Source organism: Oceanobacillus sp. CFH 90083, from assembly GCF_009389585.1.
Taxonomy (GTDB): Bacteria; Bacillota; Bacilli; order Bacillales; family Amphibacillaceae; genus Oceanobacillus.
The window spans coordinates 508,272-527,103 of record NZ_VIYG01000001.1; the positions used below are offsets into that span (position 1 = coordinate 508,272).

General features: G+C 40.1%; 18 protein-coding genes. 7 read left to right on the plus strand and 11 right to left on the minus strand.

Annotated features, from left to right (window positions below; genetic code table 11):
- Positions 1–56 precede the first annotated feature (56 nt).
- From FLK20_RS02445 to proB, 4 genes are all read right to left on the minus strand, one after another.
- Positions 57–674, minus strand: a complete 618-nt coding sequence (locus FLK20_RS02445) for a 3'-5' exonuclease (RefSeq protein WP_152654962.1) — start codon at positions 672–674, stop codon at positions 57–59.
- A gap of 6 nt (positions 675–680) precedes the next feature.
- The gene (locus FLK20_RS02450; protein WP_152654963.1) at positions 681–1,637 is read right to left on the minus strand and encodes an MBL fold metallo-hydrolase; all 957 of its coding nucleotides are present in this window, start codon (positions 1,635–1,637) and stop codon (positions 681–683) included.
- A 207-nt stretch (positions 1,638–1,844) separates the two neighbouring features.
- On the minus strand, positions 1,845–3,092 hold the full coding sequence (locus FLK20_RS02455; protein ID WP_152654964.1) for a glutamate-5-semialdehyde dehydrogenase: 1,248 nt from the start codon (positions 3,090–3,092) through the stop codon (positions 1,845–1,847).
- Positions 3,089–4,207 (minus strand): glutamate 5-kinase, encoded by a 1,119-nt coding sequence (gene proB, locus FLK20_RS02460; protein ID WP_152654965.1) that lies wholly within the window; start codon positions 4,205–4,207, stop codon positions 3,089–3,091. The genes FLK20_RS02455 and proB overlap by 4 nt, the downstream gene beginning before the upstream one ends.
- 523 nt (positions 4,208–4,730) lie before the next feature.
- Between proB and FLK20_RS02465 the strand changes: the two genes are divergently transcribed.
- The 4 genes from FLK20_RS02465 (at position 4,731) to cydS (ending at position 8,007) form a co-directional block, all read left to right on the plus strand.
- Complete coding sequence (locus tag FLK20_RS02465) at positions 4,731–5,495, plus strand: NRDE family protein (protein ID WP_152654966.1); 765 nt, start codon at positions 4,731–4,733, stop codon at positions 5,493–5,495.
- 61 nt (positions 5,496–5,556) lie between these two features.
- A complete protein-coding gene (locus FLK20_RS02470; protein WP_152654967.1) occupies positions 5,557–6,900 on the plus strand; it encodes a cytochrome ubiquinol oxidase subunit I in 1,344 nt (447 codons plus the stop codon).
- On the plus strand, positions 6,897–7,910 hold the full coding sequence (locus tag FLK20_RS02475) for a cytochrome d ubiquinol oxidase subunit II (protein ID WP_152654968.1): 1,014 nt from the start codon (positions 6,897–6,899) through the stop codon (positions 7,908–7,910). The genes FLK20_RS02470 and FLK20_RS02475 overlap by 4 nt, the downstream gene beginning before the upstream one ends.
- A 4-nt stretch (positions 7,911–7,914) precedes the next feature.
- Complete coding sequence (cydS, locus tag FLK20_RS22365; RefSeq protein WP_483310475.1) at positions 7,915–8,007, plus strand: cytochrome bd oxidase small subunit CydS family protein; 93 nt, start codon at positions 7,915–7,917, stop codon at positions 8,005–8,007.
- 92 nt (positions 8,008–8,099) lie between these two features.
- On the opposite strand, the gene cydC is transcribed toward cydS, so the two are convergent.
- Both cydC and cydD read right to left on the minus strand, forming a co-directional pair.
- On the minus strand, positions 8,100–9,821 hold the full coding sequence (gene cydC, locus FLK20_RS02480; protein WP_152654969.1) for a thiol reductant ABC exporter subunit CydC: 1,722 nt from the start codon (positions 9,819–9,821) through the stop codon (positions 8,100–8,102).
- Between the two features lie 2 nt (positions 9,822–9,823).
- Positions 9,824–11,542 (minus strand): thiol reductant ABC exporter subunit CydD, encoded by a 1,719-nt coding sequence (cydD, locus tag FLK20_RS02485; RefSeq protein ID WP_152654970.1) that lies wholly within the window; start codon positions 11,540–11,542, stop codon positions 9,824–9,826.
- 358 nt (positions 11,543–11,900) lie between these two features.
- Here cydD and FLK20_RS02490 point away from each other — a divergent pair, with 358 nt between their 5' ends.
- Positions 11,901–12,170, plus strand: a complete 270-nt coding sequence (locus FLK20_RS02490) for a hypothetical protein (protein ID WP_152654971.1) — start codon at positions 11,901–11,903, stop codon at positions 12,168–12,170.
- A gap of 43 nt (positions 12,171–12,213) precedes the next feature.
- Here FLK20_RS02490 and FLK20_RS02495 read toward each other — a convergent pair whose 3' ends face one another.
- On the minus strand, positions 12,214–12,867 hold the full coding sequence (locus tag FLK20_RS02495; protein ID WP_152654972.1) for an endonuclease III domain-containing protein: 654 nt from the start codon (positions 12,865–12,867) through the stop codon (positions 12,214–12,216).
- Positions 12,868–13,304: 437 nt separating this feature from the next.
- Here FLK20_RS02495 and FLK20_RS02500 point away from each other — a divergent pair, with 437 nt between their 5' ends.
- On the plus strand, positions 13,305–14,342 hold the full coding sequence (locus FLK20_RS02500) for a C45 family autoproteolytic acyltransferase/hydrolase (protein ID WP_152654973.1): 1,038 nt from the start codon (positions 13,305–13,307) through the stop codon (positions 14,340–14,342).
- 139 nt (positions 14,343–14,481) lie between these two features.
- On the plus strand, positions 14,482–15,312 hold the full coding sequence (gene pdxK, locus FLK20_RS02505) for a pyridoxine/pyridoxal/pyridoxamine kinase (RefSeq protein WP_152654974.1): 831 nt from the start codon (positions 14,482–14,484) through the stop codon (positions 15,310–15,312).
- Between the two features lie 70 nt (positions 15,313–15,382).
- Here pdxK and FLK20_RS02510 read toward each other — a convergent pair whose 3' ends face one another.
- The 4 genes from FLK20_RS02510 to FLK20_RS02525 form a co-directional block, all read right to left on the minus strand.
- Positions 15,383–16,780 carry a DHA2 family efflux MFS transporter permease subunit gene (locus tag FLK20_RS02510; RefSeq protein WP_152654975.1) on the minus strand — a complete coding sequence of 466 codons (1,398 nt, stop codon included), beginning with the start codon at positions 16,778–16,780 and terminating at the stop codon, positions 15,383–15,385.
- 143 nt (positions 16,781–16,923) lie between these two features.
- Positions 16,924–17,469: an NADPH-dependent FMN reductase gene (locus tag FLK20_RS02515; protein WP_152654976.1), complete on the minus strand. Its 546-nt coding sequence runs from the start codon at positions 17,467–17,469 to the stop codon at positions 16,924–16,926.
- Positions 17,470–17,751: 282 nt separating this feature from the next.
- Complete coding sequence (locus tag FLK20_RS02520) at positions 17,752–18,114, minus strand: spore coat protein (RefSeq protein ID WP_152654977.1); 363 nt, start codon at positions 18,112–18,114, stop codon at positions 17,752–17,754.
- Positions 18,115–18,209: 95 nt separating this feature from the next.
- Positions 18,210–18,692, minus strand: coding sequence for a GNAT family N-acetyltransferase (locus tag FLK20_RS02525; RefSeq protein ID WP_152654978.1), 483 nt, complete (start codon positions 18,690–18,692; stop codon positions 18,210–18,212).
- Between the last annotated feature and the right edge of the window lie 140 nt (positions 18,693–18,832).

Genomic DNA, 18,832 nt, shown 5'->3' on the forward strand with positions numbered 1-18,832 from the left:
CAAAACATAAAGCCGATATGATCTTTCCCAATACCGACCCGTTACAGAATCTTCCATTATGATAAAAACAGCTTTGTTGACCCGCGCCCTGACTTACCTTTAGAGCTTGTTTTCGGATAACTGCGCCGCGAGCTTGCTCTGGATGAGAGCCATCTTTCTAAAAAGTGCGCGGCGTCTCCATCCTGCTGTGCTTCCAGCGCCTTCATCAAAATCAGTGCCGAGGCCTTTGCATCCTCTAATGCGTGATGGTGAATGAAGGGGATGTCATGATAACCAGCAACGGTATGTAAACGGTGATTTTCCAGGTGAGGCCATACACGCTGCGAAATTTTCACGGTACATAAAGAAGAATAATTCGGATGCTCTAAATCATATTTTAATAATGATTGACGCAGTACGCTCATATCAAAGCTGGCATTATGCGCCACAAGAACATGCCCTTCCAGCCTTTCCTGAAGGCTTGGCCACAAATTTTCAAAAGTCGGTGCCTCCTGTACATTATCCTCCCTGATGCCATGAATACGAACATTCATACTGCGAAAAGTGCTCAATGGGTTAATCAATGTGTAATATTCATCAATAATCGCATGTTCATCAAAGCGGACAATTCCTATGGAGCAGGCACTGTTTCTTTTTTCATTGGCTGTTTCAAAATCAATGGCTGCAAACTTCATCTTTTATCAGCTCCTAATAGCTTGTAAATCTTTTGCAGGAAGACCATAATATTTCTTCCCTTTTTTGACCTGTACTTTAATTTTCGACTGCTCCTCTAAATAAATTAATCGTGTCAGAGTAGCCATAAATTGACTGGCAAATGCGATGCTTTTCATTGGTCCATAAGCTTTTGTTGTCAATTTAAAAGCTGTCATTTCTCCCGTTTCCATCAACTCTAATAATTGCTCCATCCGCTTTTCATGACGATATAAAATATCCGTGATTCGTTCATCTAAGTATTCAACGGGGTCACCATGTCCCGGCAATGCCAGACGTACCTGATATTCTTTTAACAGCTCCAATGCTCCAAAGTAAGCCTCCATCGGATTATGCTCTTCTCCCATCCAAAGTCCAATGACCGGAGAAAGGTGATTTAATACATGATCGCCGATAATCATCACCTCTGTCTCCAGCTGATAGAAGCAATAATGGTCCGGAGCATGGCCAGGTGTCCATATGGTCTGATAAGAACGATTTCCAAGTGTTATTTCGTCATTATCATCAAAAAAACCATCCGGTTCAAATTTATAAATATGGGATTCGTCTTTTATCTTTAAAGGAATCGGCGGCGCTCCATGTTTTTTTATTAAGCTTTTAAGCCGCTTTTTACGCGCTTTGGCATCTCTTCCTTTACACATTTCTTTATAACCGCGCCTGGACACATACACCGGAATTTCATATATTTCCTGAAACCAGCGCGCTAAGCCGATATGATCCTCATGTGTATGTGTCAGAACAAGCTTCTCTATTTTATAGTTTCTGAAAGCACGCTCCCATAATGCTCTCGTTTCCGGTGCATCAATACCTGTATCAATCACGGTATAGCCATGATTCCCTTTTATAAAATAACTGTTTACCTCTCCCATCGCCCCTTTATAGCGGACAACCAGACGGTAAATATCATCTGTTATTTGCTCTAGCATGTCAGACCTCTCTTTTCTACAATCCTTTATATTGTCATTTTATCGTTAATTTGGGGATTTGCAAAATAAAAATCATCAGCTATATAGGGCTACACCAAAATCTACGGTTATATGCATAGGTGAACTCTGTGCTTTTCCTTCTATCCTTTTCTAACGTGTAAAAAAAGAAAGGAAGTGAAATCACTCCCTTTGCTCTTTTACTTCATGCTATTCACGAATTTGCCCATCACCGGAAACGATAAATTTATTCGATGTTAATGCCTTCAGCCCCATTGGACCTCTTGCATGCAGCTTTTGCGTACTGATCCCGATCTCTGCACCAAATCCAAATTCAAAACCATCCGTAAAACGGGTTGATGCATTATGGTATACCGTTGTGGCATCTACTTTTTGTTTAAAAATTTCAGCATGCTTTGCGGTTTCTGTAATAATGGCTTCCGAATGCTTTGTACCATAGGTATTAATATGATCAATAGCCTCATAAACATCCTCTACGATCTTGACACTGATTTCCAGCCCGAGATATTCTGTTTCCCAGTCTGCTTCCGTTGCTTTTTGTACAAATGGGATTTCCTCCACAACACGCGCATCGCCATGTATGGTTACACCTTTTTCAATCAGTGAGGCAATTAAATCATTCCCATAGCTGTCAAACCAATCGGATTGGATAAGCAGGGTTTCAATCGCATTACAAACGGATGGACGCTGCAGTTTTGCGTTTAATGTGATTTCCTTTGCCATCTCAGGATTTGCTGTTGTATCAATAAAGATATGGCAGTTTCCTGCACCGGTTTCAATAACAGGCACACGTGACTCTCTGACAACTGTATCAATTAAATTTTTTCCTCCACGCGGGATAAGCACGTCCAGATATTCATTTAAACGGAATAATTCATTTGCTGTTTCTCTGCTTGTATCTTCTATTAATTGAACGGCATCCGGAATAACAGCACTATCTGCCAGCGCCTCATGAATTACCTTGACAATCGCTAAATTAGAATGAATTGCCGAGGAGCTGCCACGTAAGATGATAGCATTTCCAGTTTTTATCGCAAGTGTTGCTGCATCCACAGTTACATTCGGTCTTGCTTCATAAATCATGCCGACAACCCCGATAGGCACGCGTGTATTTACTATTTTTAAACCATTATCCTTCTCAATGGTTTCCAATACTTCACCAATTGGATCTGTTAAATTAATAATTTGCAGAATGGCATCAGCAATATCAGCAATTCGCTGCTTATTTAATTCCACACGGTCAAGCAGTGATGCAGATAATCCTTTCTCCTTACCCGCTTGAATATCAAGATGATTGGCTGCAAGAATTGCTTTCTCATTAGCTCGCAATCCATCGGCAATTTTTAATAATGCGTCATTTTTTTCCTTAGTGGTACATGTTCCAATTTGATAGCTGGCTTTCTTGGCCAGCTTTCCTTTTTCTATCACTTCACTCATGATAATTCTCCTTTCATTGTCTCAAATGATACCCATTTGTCACGATGGATAACCTCAATCGTTGGTACAGTGTGAATATAGGTTGATTCACGAAGCTTCATAACAGCTTCTAATTCATCGGAAGAGCATTTTACCTGCCCTCTGCCCAATAAAGCAGACTTGCCATAAACCTCAACAACATCTCCTTTCGCAAAATAACCTTCTACTGCAGTAATTCCAGGGGAAAGCAGGCTGCTGCCATGATATTTCAAAGCTTTTTCCGCTCCTTCATCTACTACTACTCTGCCATCCAAGTGCGAATGAAGGGAAATCCACTGTTTATTTGCCGGTAAATGTGCTTTCCTTTCACTGTCAATATAGGTGCCGTCTCCCTCACCTTTTAAGATGTCTGCCAGTTTTTCTTTTCCGTGACCGCGTCCGATAAATACCGGAATGCCTACGGAGGATGCCATTTTAGCAGCCAGCAGCTTTGACTTCATACCGCCTGTTCCAACCTTGGAGCCTGTTGCATCTGTCTGTTTAATCAGCTCGGTACTAAGCTTCATTAAATGGTTATATCGTGTTGCATCTGGATGTCGAGCCGGATTTTTATCATATATCCCGTTGATATCTGTTAAAATCACTAAATGATCCGCATGAATTAAGCCGCTCACTAAAGCAGAAAGCATATCATTATCTCCAAACGTCAGTTCATCTATGGCAACTGTATCATTTTCATTAATAATCGGAATGACACGCCTTTCCAGCAATTCTTCCATCGTTGCATACGCATTACGGTATCTTCCCTGATCAGAAAAATCACTTCTTGTCAGAAGAATTTGAGCAGCGGTAATATTATATTCCTCTAATTTTTCCATATATGTCTGAATAAGCAAGCCCTGCCCAACCGCTGCTGCTGCCTGCTTTCCTTTTTGTGTAACCGGTCTTGAAGAATAGCCTAATTGCTTGAAACCAGCTGCTATCGCTCCAGAGGAAACTAAAATGACCTCCATATTCCTCTGGTGAAGCAGTGCCAGCGCATGCACATGATCCTCCAGCTGCTCGAGATCGATCTCTCCATGCGTATTAGTTAAGGAACTGCTGCCTATTTTAACGACAATACGTTTTGCTGCCATTGTTATTCCACCTTTCTACAAAACAAAACTCTTTACCTATAATAAAGAAAACTCTCCCATCCCTACATAACGAAGGGACGAAAGAGCTTACTTCCGCGGTACCACCACATCTTAAATACAATACTTTAATTGGATGTTCAAATAGATGCCGAATTAGAAGCAGCTTTTTGAACATACTTTGGAAGAATTGTATTTCACTTATCCCATGATAACGTTTGGGGAACGCTTATGTTTTTGCATAAGACTGAAAAAGGCAGGTTCAGTAAATCAGCAATGAGGAATCTCTCAGCTTTAGCAAGGAAATAACCCTATCCTCCAATTCCATCTCTGACATTGTGATAGTTTACTTACTAGTCCTTCCATAACGTTCAATGTATTGATATTAATTATTATCAGATTTTTTCCCGTTGTCAATAGGAAAATACAACTTCCTTTATAAAACACAAATATTGATTCTAAAATATCAGAAAAGTATACTGGATACAACTATATGATACAAGATTAAAGGAGGCTGTTCTATTCTATGTGCTTAATCACCTTTGCTTATCATACTCATCCACAATACAAATTAATTTTACTTAGTAACCGGGATGAGTTTTACAATCGACCTACGCTTCCGGCAGCTTTTTGGGAGGATAAACCAGATATTCTGGCCGGCAGAGATTTATTACAGCAGGGAACGTGGCTGGCCGTTTCAAAGCAAGGAAAATTTGCAGCAGTGACGAACTATCGGGACCCTGCTCTTCCAGAAGTCAAAACATTTTCACGCGGGGAGCTCCCGGTGAATTTTTTGTTACAGAATATTGACGGGGCAGCTTTTTTAAGCCAGCTTTCAAAAAATCGTCATAACTATGCTGGATATAACATTCTTTTCGGTGACAAAGACACATTGTATCACTATAATAATGTGTATAATCAAGGTTTGAAAATAGAAGCAGGGATTCATGGATTAAGTAACGATACGCTGAATACCTCCTGGCCAAAGGTCGAACGTTCTAAAAGTGGGCTCGCCCAATATATACAGACACACACAGAAATGAAAACAGAAGATTTATTGCACCTTTTAAAAAATCGGACACAGGCTGATGATAAATCCCTGCCTCAGACAGGGATTCCTGCTGATTTAGAAAAAGCATTGTCTTCTATTTTTATTGCGACACCGGAATACGGCACCAGAGCGTCCACTATTTTACTTATTGACTACGATAATAACGTTATTTTTATTGAAAAAACGTATGATAAGGAGGATATTTTTCAGCACTATCAATTTTTCATTCAATCGGATTAAATCTTTGTACACAGGGAATGTTAAAAAATAGAGATAAAAAATACATAAGGGAGGTTAACCCATGACCTTATTTGAAGATCCGGCATTTGCCAGCAGAATGCTGACGCTGTTGACATTATCATTTCATATTATTTATGCCACAATTGGTGTCGGTGTTCCTTTAATGATTATGATTGCCCAGTGGATTGGTATCAAAAATAATGATCAGCATTATCTATTGATGGCCAGACGCTGGGCAAAAGGATTTGTGGTTACCGTTGCTGTCGGTGTAGTAACTGGTACTGCAATTGGACTTCAATTATCACTGCTATGGCCAAGCTTTATGGAGTTAGCAGGAAATATCATTGCCCTGCCATTATTTATGGAAGTATTCGCCTTTTTCTTTGAAGCTATTTTCTTAGGTATTTATTTATATACCTGGGATCGTTTTGATAACCAGAAAAAGCATTTGCTGCTATTAATTCCGGTAGCTGTCGGCGGCGGTATGTCGGCTTATTTTATCACCGTGGTAAATTCATTTATGAATAGTCCCGCAGGCTTTGATATTATCGGCGGAGAGCTGGTCAATGCGAATCCGCTGCTTGCGATGTTTACCGTATCGATGCCGACAAAGGTGGCTCATGTGCTATCCACAGCCTATATGACAGTTGCCTTTATGCTGGCTGCCATTGCAGCATTTCGGCTGATTCAAAAGAAAAATAAAGACTACCATAAAAAAGCTTTGCATATGACAATGAAAATTGGTCTAATTTTTGCAATTGCCACTGCTTTAATTGGCGATTTATCCGGGAAATACTTAGCGGAATATCAGCCTGAAAAGCTGGCTGCAGCTGAATGGCATTTTGAAACAACAACCGAAGCACCGCTTGTAATGTGGGGAATATTGGGAGAAGATAATGAACCAAAATATGCTCTGCATATTCCTTATGCCTTAAGCATTTTGGCACATGGACTGCCAAGCTCAGAGGTAACTGGGCTGGAAGAGTTTCCAGCTGAAGAACAGCCCCCGCTTGTTATTCATTATTTCTTTGATACAATGGTCACAATTGGTATGTTTATGATTGCTCTATCTCTGTTTTACTGGTTCGGCATGCGCAGGAAATGGAGCTTTGTTGAAAAGACCTGGTATCGCTGGCTGATTGTTACAGGCGGTCCCCTGTCCTTCTTAGCGATTGAAGCCGGTTGGTGGATGGCTGAAGTTGGTCGTCAGCCATGGATTCTGAGAGGGATTATGACGATTGAGGAAGCAGCTACAACAAGTGATTATGTCGGCTGGATGTTTGTGCTTTTCGCCCTCCTTTACTTCATTCTGGGCGTTGGTACCGTTGTCGTATTAAGGCATATGTTTCGGAAAAACCCTGTTGAGAAGGATTTAGAGCGTATCCAAGGTGGTGACCGGTCATGATACTAGAAATCGTCGGAATTTCTGTTCTCTGGTTATTCTTATTCGGCTATATTATTGTTGGCTCGATTGATTATGGGGCAGGTTTCTTCAATGCCTACAGTATAGTCACCGGAAAACAGCATATTTTATCCAAGATTATTCAGCGCTACTTATCACCAGTCTGGGAAGTTACGAATGTATTCTTTGTCTTTTTCTTTGTCGGGATTATTGGTTTCTTTCCACAATCAGCATACTATTTCGGAACTGTTTTATTAATTCCGGGAAGCTTAGCACTGGTTTTATTAGCCATTCGTGGATCTTATTACGCATTTGAATCCTATGGAAAGCAGGGACATAAAGGATATGCTATTATGTATGGATTGTCCGGCTTGCTTATTCCTGCTTCCCTATCTATTGTATTAACTATTTCCGAAGGCGGCTTTGTCTTTATGGAAGATGGTAATCCTGTCTTAGACTACAACGCTTTGTTCTTTAGTCCATTAACCTGGTCCATTGTTGTATTAAGTCTTGTTGCTGTTCTCTATATCTCTGCTGTTTTCTTAACCTGGTATGCAAATGAAACTGGGGATCAGGCTGCCACAGCTTTAATGAGAAAATACGCATTAGGCTGGTCTGTTCCATTAATCATTGCTGCGGCAGGAATTATTGTTGAGCTGCGCTTCCACAATACAGCGCATTTTGAAAATCTCTTGAGCCTTTGGTGGATGTTTGCCATTTCCTTTATTCTATGGATTTTAACTGTCGTTCTTATTTGGAAACGGCGAAATTACGGAGCAGCTTTTTGGCTGCTGACCGGACAGTTTGCTTTCGCATTCTTTGGCTACGGGATAGCGCATTATCCATACATTTTGTACCCTTATATCAATATCCATGAAGGGTTTACGAATCCGGCAATGGCCATCTCGCTTATTGTTGTCTTTATCTTGGGTATGGCACTCTTGATTCCATCGCTTTATTTACTGTTAAAGCTGTTCCTGTTTGATAAAAACTATATTAAAGGAAAGAAGTGATTAAATGCTGAATCAATTTCTGATTTTTATCGCTCCTTTTTTAGTTCTGATTGCAGCAATTGCTTTTGCATTTGTCGCTGCAGCAAAGGATAGATAACCAAAGCATCCCTCGTATAGCTGATTTCCAGCTATACGAGGGATGCTTTATTCAAAAGTACAGGCTATCTCATTGATATCTGAGAGCAGAACTTAAAAGGCCAGCTGTCCACTTTCCAGCTCTTTCATTGCTTTAAAATAACCATCCTCTTTTTCCATCAGCTCCGTATACGTACCCTGTTCAACAATTTCCCCCTGATTCATCACAATAATCTGATCCATTTTCTCTAATCCTGTTAACCGGTGCCTAATGGTCACAACAGTCTGATACTTTGTTACTTTTTCAATTTCATCCATTATCTGCTGCTCCGTAATGGCATCCAAGGATGAGGTCGGTTCATCCAACAGCCAAATAGAGGCATCTCGCAAAAACAAGCGGGCAATAGCCAGACGCTGCTTTTCTCCTCCTGACAGGTTGGCTCCCTTTTCCAATACTTGATCCTCTAACGAAAAATGACTTAATTGGACTTTTTCTAAAGCTTCCCGACACGCTTCGGCAGTAGCCTCGGTATTGGCAAAGCGTAAATTATCATAAATACTTCCATAGAAAAAATGATTTTGCTGCAGCGAAACATTCATTTGCCGCCACAGACTATCTGGTGTCACTTCACTTATCTGTTTGCCATTGACTAAAATTTGACCAGATTGAACCGGCGCAAATGTTAGCATTGCCTGCATCAATGTTGATTTCCCGGAACCGCTTGGCCCAACGATTGCCATATGTTTACCAGGCTCAACTTGAAAGGTCGCATGCTGTACAGCAGCCTTCCTTTCATTGAGATAGTGAATAGAAACATCCTCAAACTGAAATTGAATCGGGACATCCATTTGCAGCTCAAGTCCTGCTGCTTCTGCTTGCGGAATCTCATTTTCCCAAACCTCGGAAAGACGTTTAGAGGAAACTCTGCTTTCCTCCAAATGAGCAGGCAGGGCAGCCATGGATGGGGCATCCTCAAACACGGTAACAGAAATCATAAACAGCATCGCCAAAAGTGTCCCTGCAAGATTCCCTTCTGTAACATAAAAACCTGCTTGCACGAGAATAATTATCGCAATGAAAAAAGAAAAGAAAATAACAATGGCTTCCCGGATGGCAAGTTGACGATTCTCTCTTGCTTTCATTTCTTCATATTCATTCATACCTGTATATACCTGTTGCTTCTTTCTTTCAGCCTGTTGAAAAATAGTTAATTCCCGGAACCCGTACAAATAATCTGTAAACGCAGAAGATAATTCCCCCCTTTTTTCCCGCATCGATACGGCAGTTTTTTTCTGAAACAGATAAAATATTAACGGAAAGATAATTAATACGACAACCATGCCGGCAGTCATTGTAAGTGCAGCACCAGCGGATATATACATCGTAAAGAAAATCGTAGCTATAAAGACAGATGCTAATACAACAGGCGGATAGAATACACGTAAAAAGAAATGCTGCAGGGACTCTACGTCGCCGACAATCCTGGCTAAGATATCTCCGCTTCGATATTTCTGTAAAAGTCTGTTTGCTAATGGCTCTATCTGGTCGTAAACCTTTAAGCGGATATTTTTCAAAATCGTAAATGTTCCACAATGAGAGAAGTAACGTTCACCGTATCTGCTTACAGCCGAGGTAATCCCTAAAAGTTTTACACTGGCTACCAGAACCATTAATGTATAGATTGGCGGAGCAAAAGCGGCTTGTGAGATTAAATAACCGCTTGCTGCAAACAAGGAGACGGCTGTTATCCCTGCTAAAAAACCAAAAAAGATAGAGAAAAGAATATCTTTTTTTTCTTTCAGCACCATTTTTATTACGAAACGGACATCCTTCATGGTTACCTCCCTCCTTGTTGGGTATTTATCATTTGCTGATATATTTTATTGTTTTGATAAAGCTCCTCATGTGTTCCTTCACCTGCTATTTTCCCTTGATCCAACAGAAAAATTTTATCAGCATTCCGGATAGTATGCAGCCGGTGAGCAACCGTAATCATAGTTGTTTGATTTTTGATTGCATCCAGTGATTTTTGCAGCATATGCTCCGTCTGAATATCCAGGCCTGTTGTCGGTTCATCAAAAAATAGTATCTGCGGCTTTTTCAGAAGTGTCCGCGCCATCGCAATCCGCTGTTTTTCTCCTCCTGATAAGCCTCTGCCTCCTTCTCCAATAACGGTATCCAGCCCATCCGGCAATGCAGTGATCCATTCCCAAATTCCCGCATGTTCTGCAACCTTCTGTATAGCTTTATCGTTTTGTTCTTCTAGTGAACCGAGTAATATATTTTCCCGTACCGTTCCCGAGAACAGATAAGGCTGCTGAGATAAATAACCAATTCTTTCAAACCAATCCGCTTTTTTTATATTCCTCTGTGGAATACCATCCATTAGAAAAGCACCCTCTTTCACCGGGAGGAAACCAGCAAGCAGATGGAGCAGGGTTGATTTACCGGAGCCTGTTTTACCAATAATCGCCACCTGTTCATACGGTGCAATTTGGATAGACGTCGGCTTCAGCTGAAAATTCCCTGCTTCATAACGGAAGGAAGCCTGTTCAAGCTGTAATTTGGGAGCGTTACGCCCTTTTAACCGCTTCTCTCCCCAAGCAACCGGGCTTGTCTCTTCTTCCAGCACATCCTCCACCCGTGAGGCAGCTCCCATACTTGCACGACCGGAATGAAAGGCTGCCCCCAGCTGCTTCAATTGGCTGAACAATTCTGGTGCAAGAAGCAAAACAAAAAAGCCGGTAAAAAAGCTGAGGTTTTGAAAAATAATCATCCGAATGGCGATTTCTAAAGCAATTAAACCGATACTCAGCATCGCAATAAATTCCAAAGCTAAAGAATTTGTAAATGCCACCTTTAACACACCCATTGTTGCATCCCGAAAGCTTGTACTATCTTTATCCATTTTATTTCTCTGTTCAGCCGATTGCCCCAATAACTTCACTGTTGGAAGTCCTTGTAATGTATCGAGGAAGGTTCCTGAAAAAGCCGCTAATTGCGAAAGCTGTTCCTTGGATTTGTCCTTCGTCTTCACACCAATGATCATCATAAAAACAGGAATAAATGGTGCGGAAACAAGAATAATCAGCCCGCTGGTCCAATTCTGCATAAAAATAACAAACCAGACAATCAAAACAATACCGGCAGATTGAATAACCTGAGGCAAATATTGACTGAAATAGCCATCTACTTCATCGACGGTATCCATAAACAGACTTGTTTTCTGACCCGACTGCCCTTTCTCTGCATTTGTCATCGGCTGACTGGTAAAATGACGAAGCAGCTTTTCCCTTATCGAGACCTTTGCAGTCTGCGCCATTTTAATTCCGGATTCTTTCACCATATATTGAAAAATTGTTCGTAACAACAGCATGCTAATCAATATAAAAACAGCGGGGAGAATAGAGGAGAATGACGCATTATCTAAAAATAAATTTTGGATAATCGTGACGATAAGATAGCTTTGTCCTACCACGGCTAAAGCCATCCCAATGGACAGTCCCCCCATCCAAATCATCCTGCTGCGAAAGATTTTCATAAATTCCTTTAACAACGGATCACCACCTTTATTAGAAGTGTCATTATATTAAAACATTCCTACATCCCATTATACAGCAGGAAGCAGCCTATCGCTTATCACACAGTTTCCTGTTTAATAAGAAATGAACATTCTATGAACAGCATAACAGTAGAGTTTTTTTAGAAATTACATATATTAACCTATATACGTTAAAGAATACTTGGAAATCGCTACGAAAAAGCACTACGCTAGTTATAGTACTACATTAAAGCCAAATGAACTTATCCTGGCTGCTTATCCCACATGCGCTATTTTAATTCCTTATTCATACTTGATGCACGAATTCATGCCAGATAAGCTGTGCTAAACTGCCTTATAGGAGTGTCATATTATGTCTGATTTTTTTCTTAACACAATGACTACCTTCAATCCCGCCGAGAAAAGCCTTGGAGATAAATTAATTTATTATGGTGGAGTCGTGAGTACATTAGGAAGTATCATGGCTCTCACCGGCTCAACCATTTTATACAATGAAGAGACAAGAAAAGCAACGCCTTTTGAAGAGGATGCACCTGTTACAAGCAGACAGCTGACAGAAATGCAGCAGCAGCTTACCCAGCTCCAGCAAAAGATCGAGCAATTAGAGAAGGACAGACGATAAAACACCGCTTCCTGTCCTTCTCCTCGGTTCAATGTCCCGAAATTCACCTGATTTCATTCCCTGTCCAGCAGTGAGAAAGAAGCGGACAGCTTTCACATAACGGTGTCTTCTTACAATATTGTTTTCCATGCTCTACTATTAATGCGTGAAATTCCTGATGCATTTCTAAGTCATGAGGAAATAAATCTTCCACTTTTGCTTTAAAAGCATAATATGTTTTTGGAATGTCGAAGCCGATTCGATGAAATAATCTGATTGCATAATTATCCGCAATAAAGCCGGGTTTATCAAAAGCATACAGCATCATTGCATCTGCTGTTTCCTCTCCAATCCCATGAATAGCTAACAATTCTTTACGGAGGACAGCTTGATCGACTTTTTGAACCTCCTTTATTTGAAAGTCATATTTTTGAAACCAATGCAGCCAAGCTCTGATCTTCTTTGCTTTCATCCGATAAAAGCCGCTTGGACGAATTTTTTCAGCAAGCTCTGCTTCTTCCATTTGTATTAACTCCCCGGCAGTGACATTTTTTCCTAAATTCCCTAAAGCTAACGCAACATTTTTCCAATTTGTTCTTTGCACTAAAATAGCACTGATCAGCATTTGAAAATCAGAATCGGCTGGCCACCACCCTTGAGGACCATAATAATGAAATAATTTTTGATACAATTCTGTACAGCTTATCTTTTCTGTCATCTATATCTCCTCTGTTTCTATAAATTGCGTGTTCAAAAAGGGCCAAATTAGAAGCAAGAAGATCAAGGCAACGGGTTTTTTACGAATGAGCTTGCGCATGTGTGGTGATTTCTGTGTTGTCCACAGGACGTAGACGTTCTTAACAGAAGTTCCTCTATGCTTTTAAATACGTGAGTAACGCTCTTGGTGGGACGAGTAATCGCAGTCCCAGTCCCATTGGAAAAACCACGTTAACAACTTCCACAGGATGTGGTGACTTCTACATTGCCCGCACGACGTGGGCGGTTTCAGTAGAAGGTCATTATCCCGCCGCTTATCATTTGAGGGATTTTTGAACATCCTCTATAAAGTGAAACTGCGATAAAGCTAATTTCTTTTCTAACCAGTCTGAACAAGATACACTTACAATACATTTACAAGAGAAACGGAGAACAACAATGAAATCTGTTCACACTGATATTATACAATTTCGGGGAAGTCATCATCAATTCGGACTTTTTCAAGCGGAAAAACTAAAAAATTCACCTATACTTCCATATCGGAAAGCGCTCCTCAATAAGCGCTGGAGAAACTTTCTTGTCGATGAAAAGGAAGTGGAAGCTGTATTCAAAGCATTTTCTAAAGCGATTTGGGAAGAACTGCAAGGGTTAAGCGACGGCTTAGGCATTCCCTGGAATGATGCCATACGGGAATTTGGCGGTTACTATTATGAATACGGCCGCAGCGGCTGTTCCATTAACACAAAGCAGGATTTTCTGGTACGTAATTATGATAATGCCCCCAGTTCCTATGAAGGCCGGTATGTATTATATGCACCTTCTGATACGGGGTATGCCAGTGCTGGTCCTTCCATGCAAATTACCGGACGTACCGATGGGATCAATGAAAAGGGACTGACAATGGGCTATAATTTTGTCAACCGGAAAAAATCAGGCGACGGCTTTGTTTGTAATATGATTGGCAGACTGATTTTGGAAAACTGTGCTACAGTGGAAGAAGCCGTTCAATTACTGCGAGATGTCCCGCACCGGAATACTTTTAACTATGTATTATTAGATACATCTGGAAAATCACTTATTGTGGAGGTATCCCCCCGTTCTTTCTTTGTCCGGGAGGGTAGCAGCTGTACAAACCATTTTGATGTATTAACAGAAGAGAACCGGTACCGTTCAGATGAATCAATGGAACGATTACAGAGAATAGTAACAAAGCAGAAGGATATTCATAAACCTTACGGGGCGTTTCGCATGTTAAATGATACCGAGCAAGGAATTTTTTCCGAAAAATACGGCGCATGGGCAGGAACATTGCATACAGCGCTATACTTACCCAAAGAGCTTTCTGCTTGGATTGCACTTGGAGGCAATCGTCAGCCATTTATTTTCTCCTTTAAAAAGTGGCTGCAGGGAGAAAAATTACATGCAACAAAGATAAAAGGAGTTATCAACGCAACAGATTCATTTATTAACACGTAAGCAAAATATTTCTTATCGCATTTCAATGGCTTTACAATTAGGTTAGAAAGGATTATTCTAGCTACAAAGGAAAAGAAATTTTAAAGAGTCAGCATCATATCGTTTGTGATTGTATCTGACTATGTTTGGAGGAAAACCTATGACTATGAAAAAAACATTAACCCTCGCCGGTTCTGACTCAAGTGGCGGAGCTGGGATTGGAGCAGATTTAAAAACCTTTCAAGAGCACAATGTATATGGCATGACTGCTATCACTTCCATCGTAACAATGAATCCAGAAGGCTGGGGACATGATGTGACACCAATAGATGTAAATGTTGTAGAAAAACAATTAAATACAATTCTATCTGTCGGCGTAGATGCAATGAAATCTGGAATGCTTGGTTCCGTGGATATTATCAATTTAGGAGCCAGAAAAATTGATGAATATAAGATCGATAAATATGTTCTGGACCCTGTTATGGTATGCAAAGGGGAAGATGAAGTGCTTCAGCCGGAAAATACCGATGCAATGCGTGAGGAATTACTGCCACGCTCTTTAGTCGTTACGCCTAACTTATTTGAAGCAGCACAATTAGCAGAAACAGCTCCAATCAAAACGATTGAACAAATGAAAGAAGCAGCTCAAAAAATTCATACTTTAGGTGCGAAAAATGTTGTCGTTAAAGGTGGAAAACAGCTGGAGCATGAAAAAGCAGTTGATTTATTCTATGATGGTACAGACTTTGATTTATTAGAAAGTGAAAAAATTGATACAACCTATAACCACGGAGCAGGCTGTACCTTTGCTGCGGCAATCACAGCCAACCTGGCTCACGGCAAAAATGTGCATGATGCAGTAAAAGCTGCGAAAACATTTGTAGCAGCTGCTATTGCAAACGGCTGGAAATTAAACGAATATGTCGGACCTGTTATGCATGGCGCTTACAACAAAGCAGACAGCAAAAAAGTAGAAGTATTCAGCGTATAAAGAATGTTCATAAACGCACTAGAAAAACCTTAGGACAGCAACTGTTCTAAGGTTTTTCTATCTTTGTCAATTAATTATCCCGGTCATGGATAAAGAAAGTCAGCACGAGTGCAATAATCGAGATAATCCCCGTCACAAGAAAGGAAACATTGACACCATGTATCATGCCTTCAATTCCCTGTTCAGGAATAGACGCTGTAGACATAATCGTAATCGGCAACGCTGTCCCGATGGCACCTGCCACCTGTCGCAATGTATTATTCACTGCTGTCCCATGTGCAATATAATTTTCAGGCAAAACATTTAATCCAGCGGTGGTTACCGGCATCATCGCCATCGCAACCCCTAACATTCTCAGTGCATGAACTGCTGCAATAAATGCAAAGCTCGTTTCTGTTGTCAGGGTACTTAGCATAAATGTCGTTCCAACAATCAGGAACAAACCGATCATTGCCAAATATCTGGCACCAAAACGGTCAAACAGCCTTCCGGTAATAGGGTTCATTAACCCCTGTAACACTGCCCCGGCAAGTAATGCCAGTCCAGAATGAAAGGCATTGAATCCCAGCATCTGCTGCATATAGAGCGGCAAAATAACTGCAGCTCCAATCATTGTCATAAAAGTAACCATGCCTAACACTGTCGTAATCGTAAATATGCGATACTTAAATACCCGGAATTCCAAAATTGGTGTTTTCAAATGCATTTGTCTTGTAATAAACCAAATCAGCATCATGGCACCGATCACTAAGGAGCCGATAACCTGATAGCTTAGCCACCCTGCACTTCCAGCGATACTGAATCCGTAGAGAATACCACCAAACCCAAGCGTCGATAATAGAATCGACAGCTTATCCAGCTCAGGAAAAGTCCGTTTCGTCACATTTTTAAGTAAAAAGTAAGCAATGATTATGTTTAAAACAGCTATGGGCAAAACCATAAAGAATAATGTTCTCCAAGGAAAATGCTCTACAATATATCCAGACAGTGTCGGTCCGATTGCCGGAGCAAAGGAAATAACTAAACCAAACATTCCCATGGCACTGCCCCGTTTTTCCTTTGGATAAATCAAAATTAATATCGTTTGCATGAGCGGCATCATGATTCCCGCACCGGCAGCCTGGAGAATCCGCCCAGCTAAAAGAGAGAAAAACTCCGGTGCAATTCCGCAAATCAGTGTACCTATTATAAATAAGGACATGGCTGTTAAAAACAGGCTGCGTGTTGTAAACGTTCCAATTAAAAAAGCAGTAACCGGGATCATAATCCCGTTCACAAGCATAAAAGCGGACTGAAGCCACTGAACTGTATTCGCATCAATATCTAAATCTGTCATCATATGCGGCAATGCAGTCCCTAGTAACGTCTGATTCAGAATGGCTACAAAGGCTCCTGATAATAAAACAACCAGAATCGGCACACGGCTGATATTTTTCGTTTCCAATGATGATTCATGACTCTCAGCCATTTACAACCCTTCTTTCATTAAAATGAATCTATACTTATTTATTCCAAATCTTGCAATGCTTTTATACAGTCTTACTCAAATCATAAATTTTCTAAATCACAAAAATAGACAAAACCGGTGACTATAAAGTCACCGGCAAAAAGTTATTTCTGTAAAGTATCGCACCACGCAATAAAATTATGCACAACTGTATCAAGAAAATCAATTGTTTGCTCGTCTGTCAGATTACCTTGCTCGTCCACCTTATTTTGAACGGAACCTATTAATACTTCATTTCCCGGCAAAGTCAGTACACCAACTCCGCGAGAATTTAAAATTTGACGAAGCTGTAATTGAGCCTTCACTGTACCAAGCGCTCCCATGGAAGCTCCGACAATCATTCCAGGCTTATTTACCATTACTAAATCAACACGGGAGAACCAGTCAATAGCATTCTTCAGCATACCTGAAATGGAACCATTATATTCAGGCGTAGCAAATAAAATAGCATCACTTTCTTTAATCCGTTTACGAATTTCTTTGACAATCTCCGGCGGATTTAATTCATCATCCTGATTATAAAAAGGTAATTTTTCAATCGGCAAAATATCAATCTCTATCTTTTCCTGATAACGATCTTTCATATATTCAACAAGTTGTTTGTTATAAGATTCTGCACGGTTACTTCCAATCATTGCTGTAATTTTCATTCATATACCTCCAATTTTTCTTCGATGAAATGTTATGTTTATCACAAATACTGCCTTGTTATTTTAAACACAATTAATATTATTACCATACTGATTTATCTATCTCAAGAAATTTGCTTAAAAAATAGTAATACTCTATTTCTAATGCACAAAAAAATACTCTTATTAAGAAGTGTTTAACAGAAGCGTTTTTTATCTTCATGAAAGCTTTCTTAACAAGAGTTACTTTATGACATAACGCTTTACAGAAGCAGCTTGTGCGCTCCTGTTCATTCCAGATTTTTAGAAGAACCAATGACGATTTCGTTTACATGGGCGTTTTTCAAAACGTTTATGACATTGCTGATACCTGCTGCCACAACTGTTAGAACCACGCACCCTGCGGCAATTACTTGAATTGTTTACATCACTGCCACAATCATAATTTTCAACAACCGTTTCGTTCACATTGGATTCTCTCACTGGATAATAATTTTCATTACGAATAATTGTACGGTGCACATTTTTAATTTCTGTAGGATGGATATTTTTTATTGTTTTTACGTTTGTATGCTTACGGACCTCATAATTTGTTGGATGAACACGAACTTCTTCATCCCGATCAGAATGACGGCAACGATTATATTGACAGCTATTCCTACCCATTCAGACTCCCTCCTTTCCAATGCATAATATATTTTATGAAAGGAAGTAGATTTGTCCTACACAAATAACCATGAATATAATAAATGTACATTTTTCTATGTCATTGCGCTGCTGCGTTTCATCGTGATAAACTCCATCCCTTTATAATGGAATTGATGCTCTTTCGTAAAACCATTTTTCTTATATAAACGGATCGCTCTTTTATTAAATGAAGCGACTGTCAGCCGAATCGGCTTGCCTTTATGTTCCTCCTCAATAAAGTGAAGGATTCTTTTCAAAAATAAATCTCCTTTTCCTTTCCCTGTCAGTGAAGGGTGCATTCCTAAACCTAAATCCACACAATCTTCTATATAAACAGCGTTTCGATCTCCGGCAGGGATTTTCGCAGATCGGCCGGTACAAAAAAAGCCGATTAGTTTACATGATGAATCTACGATGGCATAATAGCCGCCACCGAGCAATTCAACAATTGCACTTGTGGTTAATACATTGTTATAAAAGTCATAAGGCTTTTCATACTTCCAGCAAAGCGCCTCAACTGCATACTTTTGTGTCATCCGGGCAATATGTATATCCATTAGGTATCCCCACTTTTCTTTTAGCCTACCTTTATTATTCCATAATTTTCTTAAGAGAGGAATATAGAACTTCATCAGATATATTATTTTCTTTTCAATTTAAAAAGTGAATCAAAACCACCAGTGTGAACTGGTGGTTT